This window comes from Mycobacterium sp. E1715, assembly GCF_001667625.1.
Lineage (GTDB): Bacteria > Actinomycetota > Actinomycetes > Mycobacteriales > Mycobacteriaceae > Mycobacterium.
The window spans coordinates 1-5,013 of the sequence record NZ_LZJJ01000087.1; the positions used below are offsets into that span (position 1 = coordinate 1).

The 5,013-nt window shown below is 67.0% G+C and carries 5 protein-coding genes and 2 pseudogenes; 5 read left to right on the plus strand and 2 right to left on the minus strand.

Annotated elements, in window-relative coordinates:
• Positions 1 to 385 (plus strand): annotated as a pseudogene (locus A9X03_RS04740) (pyridine nucleotide-disulfide oxidoreductase); the annotation flags it as partial.
• A gap of 3 nt (positions 386 to 388) precedes the next feature.
• Positions 389 to 847 carry a cupin domain-containing protein gene (locus A9X03_RS04745; RefSeq protein WP_067752308.1) on the plus strand — a complete coding sequence of 153 codons (459 nt, stop codon included), beginning with the start codon at positions 389 to 391 and terminating at the stop codon, positions 845 to 847.
• Here the strand turns inward: A9X03_RS04745 and A9X03_RS04750 are convergent.
• Positions 841 to 1,238, minus strand: a pseudogene (locus A9X03_RS04750) (VOC family protein). The gene A9X03_RS04745 and the pseudogene A9X03_RS04750 overlap by 7 nt on opposite strands.
• 211 nt (positions 1,239 to 1,449) lie before the next feature.
• On the opposite strand from A9X03_RS04750, the gene A9X03_RS04755 reads away from it, so the two are divergent.
• From A9X03_RS04755 to A9X03_RS04765, 3 genes are all read left to right on the plus strand, one after another.
• Positions 1,450 to 1,917 (plus strand): hypothetical protein, encoded by a 468-nt coding sequence (locus A9X03_RS04755; RefSeq protein ID WP_067752302.1) that lies wholly within the window; start codon positions 1,450 to 1,452, stop codon positions 1,915 to 1,917.
• A 279-nt stretch (positions 1,918 to 2,196) separates the two neighbouring features.
• Positions 2,197 to 3,012 carry a lysophospholipid acyltransferase family protein gene (locus A9X03_RS04760; RefSeq protein WP_067752299.1) on the plus strand — a complete coding sequence of 272 codons (816 nt, stop codon included), beginning with the start codon at positions 2,197 to 2,199 and terminating at the stop codon, positions 3,010 to 3,012.
• Positions 3,013 to 3,085: 73 nt separating this feature from the next.
• Positions 3,086 to 4,465, plus strand: coding sequence for a wax ester/triacylglycerol synthase family O-acyltransferase (locus tag A9X03_RS04765; protein ID WP_197696014.1), 1,380 nt, complete (start codon positions 3,086 to 3,088; stop codon positions 4,463 to 4,465).
• Here A9X03_RS04765 and purQ read toward each other — a convergent pair.
• Positions 4,462 to 5,013, minus strand: a 552-nt coding sequence (gene purQ, locus A9X03_RS04770; protein WP_068259897.1) for a phosphoribosylformylglycinamidine synthase subunit PurQ, incomplete at its 5' end; no start/stop codon positions are given. The genes A9X03_RS04765 and purQ overlap by 4 nt on opposite strands.

Consider the following 5,013-nt stretch of genomic DNA (forward strand, 5'->3'; position numbering starts at 1 on the left):
CGCCGACCATTACGCTGTGCCGCAGGCCTTCTTCACCGTGCCCGAAGCCGCCGCCGTCGGCCTGACGGCCAGGCAAGCCGAACAGGCCGGGTACCGGCTGCGCACCGTCGATGTGCAGATCGGCGACGTCGTGACGGGGGCCAAGCTCTATGCGGACGGGTACGCCGGGCGCGCACGGATGGTGGTGGACCTCGACCGTGGGCGTTTGCTCGGGGTCACGCTGGTTGGGCCGGGAGTCACCGAGATGCTCCACTCCGCCACCATCGCCGTCGCGGGCGAGGTGCCCATCGACCGGTTGTGGCACGCGGTGCCCTGCTTCCCCACGGTCAGCGAGCTGTGGCTGCGGCTCCTCGAGGCGTATCGGGATGCGTCGGACCATAATTGACGCATGGCTACCGCAGACGGATTCCACCCAGACTTCGACGAGGCAACACCGGAAGCGACCCACAACCGGGTGCACCACGTCAGGGCTGCGGACATCAGCTCCGACACCGCGCAATCGGAGGGACTGCGCCGCTTCGCCGCGCTCAGCGGAACGTCAGTCGGCGCCGAAAAGCTCTGGATGGGCGAGACGCACGCGTCACCCTCGACCGTCTCGTCCAACCACCATCACGGCGACTCGGAAACCGCCATCTACGTGCGCAGCGGCCACCCGGAATTCGTCTTTCACGACGGCGCGCAAGAGGTGAGGATCTCGACCTCACCCGGCGACTACGTCTTCATCCCGCCGTATCTGCCGCACCGAGAGGAAAACCCCGACCCGAACACGCCCGCGGAGGTGGTGATCGCGCGCAGCACCCAAGAGGCGGTCGTGGTGAACCTGCCGGCGTTGTATCCCCTTCAGTAAACCGCGATTTCGACCAGGTTGCCGTCGACGTCGCGGCAGTAGTGGGAGGTCATCGGACCCAGGGCCCCCGTCCTGGTCACCGGTCCCGCAACGATCTCCGCCCCACATCGCACGAGGTGGGCATGCACCTCGCCCGGGCTGCAACGAGTGATGAAGCACAAGTCCTCGGAACCGGCCGCTTCGACCGAACCGGTGACCCACTCGGGATCGTCCCCCAGCGCCCCGACGGGCCGCAGGTTCCGTTTTGGTCCCCGAACCGCAGCGCGATTCGGTTGGACGGCCCGAACGTTTCCCGCCGCATCCCGAGGACCCGCTCGTACCACGCGGCCGTGTCCTCGACGTCTCGGCAGTTCAGCACCACATGGTCGATCCGTTCCACGATGAACTCCATGTTCGGCCCTCCCCTACGGCTGAGCGAAAACCATTTGGCACCAGACTAATCCGACTCGCCCGGCGCCGGGATCGTCGAGCGGCGTCTGCCCGCTGACATCGTCGGCCGATGGAACCTTCCCCCATTCACTCAGCCAATTCTCAACAGATTCTTCGGCGACTCATGGCTTGTCTCCCAGCATCCGCAAAGCCACTGGCCGCAGCATGTTTTCATGACGAACGAGCCGATGTGCGCGAACCTGGTCGAACGGTACCTGCGCGTCCGCGGGCGCCGCTATTTCCGTGGCCATCATGATCGCGAATACTTCTTCGTCACCAGCGCCCACCCGCGGCGCCTGCACGTCCATCTCGAGATCTCGCCCGCGCACGGCGATGTGCTGATCATTCGGGTGACTCCCGGCTGCTTCTTCCCCGCCACCGAGCGGCCCTGGCTGGTGCACTTCTCGGACACCTGGAACCGCCAGGATCGGGAGGTGACCGCGATCGTGCACGGGTCGTCCGATCCGCAGCGCATCGGCGTGGTGGCGCGCAGGTCGCACTGGATTCGACGGAGCGTCTCGTTTGACGATTTCGCCGCCTTCGTCGACCACACCATTGCGGATGCGACCGAGTTGTTCGACGCTCTGAGCCCCGCCGTCGAACTGCCGACGGCGCATCCGTTGTTGCGGGACGCGGGCTGATCCTGTGTTGCGGGACGCGGGCTGATCCTGCCGGCCAGGTCGTCACCCCAACGCGGCGGCGAGCGGCGTCCCCGCTCTGCGCCGATGAGCCGGCGAGCCCGAAAATCCGAGTGCAAACGGACGTTAGGCGCGCGTCCCCGCCGCGGCCAAACCGCTCAGCAAACGGATATGACATTCTCTTTTTCGGAGAGTATTATATGCTCAGCAGGCACGGGGTTTGAGATCTGCGTCACATCGGCAATCAATGCCAAACAGCACTGACACGGACGGCGGGGAGCCATGGCGGGTAGCGGCGTTGAGGTGGCCGACAACCACGAGACCACCAAATGGGATCCGGCCTTCACCGAGCAGGTCAGCAAGGCCCTCGGACCGGTCATCAAGCGGTGGTATCGCGCCGAGGTGCGCAACATCGACAACGTCCCGCCGTCGGGCGGCGCGCTGGTGGTGTCCAACCACTCGGGCGGCATGCTGACGCCCGACGTGCTGATCTTCTCCCCGGCCTTCTACGAGAAGTTCGGCTACGACCGCCCCGTCTACACCCTGGGCCACTACGGCATTTTCATGGGACCCCTAGATGGCTGGCTTCGCCGCCTCGGGGTCATCGAGGCCAGCCGTGAAAACGCCGCCGCCGCGCTGCACTCGGGCGCGGTGGTGCTGGTGTTCCCGGGCGGCGACTACGACTCCTACCGGCCCACCTTCAGCGCCAACACCATCGACTTCAACGGCCGCACCGGCTACGTGCGGACCGCCATCGAGGCCGGGGTGCCAATCGTGCCTACCGTGTCGATCGGGGGCCAGGAGACTCAGCTCTTCTTGACCCGCGGAAACTGGCTGGCGCGCAAGTTGGGGCTGACCAGGGCGCGCATGGACATTCTGCCGGTGAGCTTCGGATTCCCCTTCGGACTCAGTGTCATCTTCCCGCCGAACCTGCCACTGCCGGCCAAGATCGTCACCGAAGTACTCAAACCGATCGACGTCACGGCCCAATTCGGCGACGATCCCGACATCGACGAAGTCGACGCCTACGTGCGCGGGGTGATGGAGTCGGCCCTCCAGCGATTGGCCGGTCAACGCAAGCTGCCCATCCTAGGCTGACCGACCGCGACTCGAGGTTCGACATCATGCGAAATCCGCTGCAGCGCAACTTGATTGTCCGGCAGGGTGGCGCGTGAAAAGGTTGAACGGCATGGACGCCATGCTGCTCTACAGTGAGACACCGAACCTCCACACTCACACATTGAAAGTGGCGGTCATCGACCCCGCTGACTCCGACTTCGGTTTCGAGGCGTTCCGCCGCCACGTGCGACGCCGGCTGCACCTGCTGGAACCGTTGCGCTACAAGCTCGTCGACATTCCCTGGCAGCTGCATCACCCGATGTGGCAGGAGGACTGCGCGGTCGACCTCGACGACCACCTCCGGCGGGTGCAGGTGCCCGCGCCCGGCGGGCGGCTAGAACTCGATCAGACGATCGGCCAGGTCGCCTCGATGCCGCTGGACCGCAGCCGCCCGCTGTGGGAATTCCACTTCGCCGAGGGACTGGCCGGGGGAAGGTACGCCCTGATCGGCAAGGTCCATCACGCGCTGGCCGACGGTGTGGCCTCCGTCAACCTCTTGGCGCGCGCCATGGATCTCGAGGACGGGCCGACCGACGAGCGGGACAACGACGAAGCGGGCGTCACCGCGTCGCCCGCCGACCTGCTGCGATCTGCCGCCCGCGACCACGCGCGGCAGATCGCCGAGCTCCCCGGGCTGCTGAGGGATGCCGCCACCGGGTTGACGCGGGTCCGCCGCCGATCCAGAGAACGGGGTGCCCACCCGGATCTGGCCGAGGCCTTCGACGCTCCACCGACCTTCCTGAATCACGTCGTGTCGCCCGTGCGGCGGTTCGCCAGCACGACGCTGCCGCTGGCCGAAGCCAAGGCGACCGCCAAGGCGCTGGGCATCACCCTCAACGACCTGATACTGGCCACGGCGGCCGGCGGCCTGCGCACACTGTTGCTGGCCTACGACGGCGCGGCCGACCGGCCGCTCATCGCGTCGGTGCCGACGGCCACCGACAAGTCGGACCGCGTCACCGGAAACGAGATCAGCGGTCTGATGATTTCGTTGCCGGTGCACGTCGCCGATCCCGCCGAACGGGCACGGCTGGTGGCGCTGGCGACCCGAATCGCCAAGGAAGACCACGAGATCCTCGGCCCCGAGCTTTACGGCCGGCTGATGGCCTATCTGCCGACCGCGTTCGCTCCGGCCGCATTCCGGTGGCTGGGGCGGCGCGACGCACCCAACAAGCTGATGAACGTCGCGGTCTCCAGCGTGGTGGGCCCGCGCGAGCGCGGACACTTCGGCGGCGCGACGGTCACCGAGATCTACTCGACCGGGGTGCTATCACCGGGCGCCCCGGTCAACATCACCGTGTGGAGCTATGTCGACCAGCTGGGCGTCGCCGTGCTCACCGATGACCGGACGTTTGACGACCCGCACGAGGCGACCGACGCCATCTGCGCATCGTTCGCCGAATTGCGCTCCGCGGCAGGCGTTTCCGCCTAGACCGACAGCGCCGCGTCCAATACCGAATAAAACAGGCCCAAGCCGTCGTCGGACGGCCCCGTCAACGCTTCGATGGCGTGCTCGGGATGCGGCATCAGTCCGACCACGCGACCGTTGGCGGAACTGACGCCGGCGATGTCATGCAGCGAGCCGTTGGGGTTGTCGTGGTAGCGGAACACCACCCGGCCCTCGCCCTCGAGCTCCTCGACGACGTCGGCGGGCGCCACGTAGCGGCCTTCGCCGGACTTCAGCGGCACCAGTAAGTCCGCATCGGGCTCGAAACGCGACGTCCAGGCCGTCGACGTCGACGCCACGCGCAACCACACATCGCGGCAGACGAAGTGCAAACCGACGTTGCGGGTCAGGGCCCCCGGCAACAGCCCCGCCTCGCAGAGCACCTGAAACCCGTTGCAAATGCCCAACACCGGCATGCCGCGGTTTGCGGCGGCCACAACTTCGCCCATCACCGGGGCGAACCTGGCGATCGCCCCCGCGCGCAGGTAGTCGCCGTAGGAGAAACCGCCGGGCACCACCACGGCGTCGACGCC

What these genes read in the sequence shown, in the direction of transcription:
- A9X03_RS04745 (WP_067752308.1), top strand. Translation starts at nt 389, where the DNA reads ATGGCTACCGCAGACGGATTCCACCCAGACTTCGACGAGGCAACACCG.
- A9X03_RS04755 (WP_067752302.1), top strand. Translation starts at nt 1,450, where the DNA reads ATGACGAACGAGCCGATGTGCGCGAACCTGGTCGAACGGTACCTGCGC.
- A9X03_RS04760 (WP_067752299.1), top strand. Translation starts at nt 2,197, where the DNA reads ATGGCGGGTAGCGGCGTTGAGGTGGCCGACAACCACGAGACCACCAAA.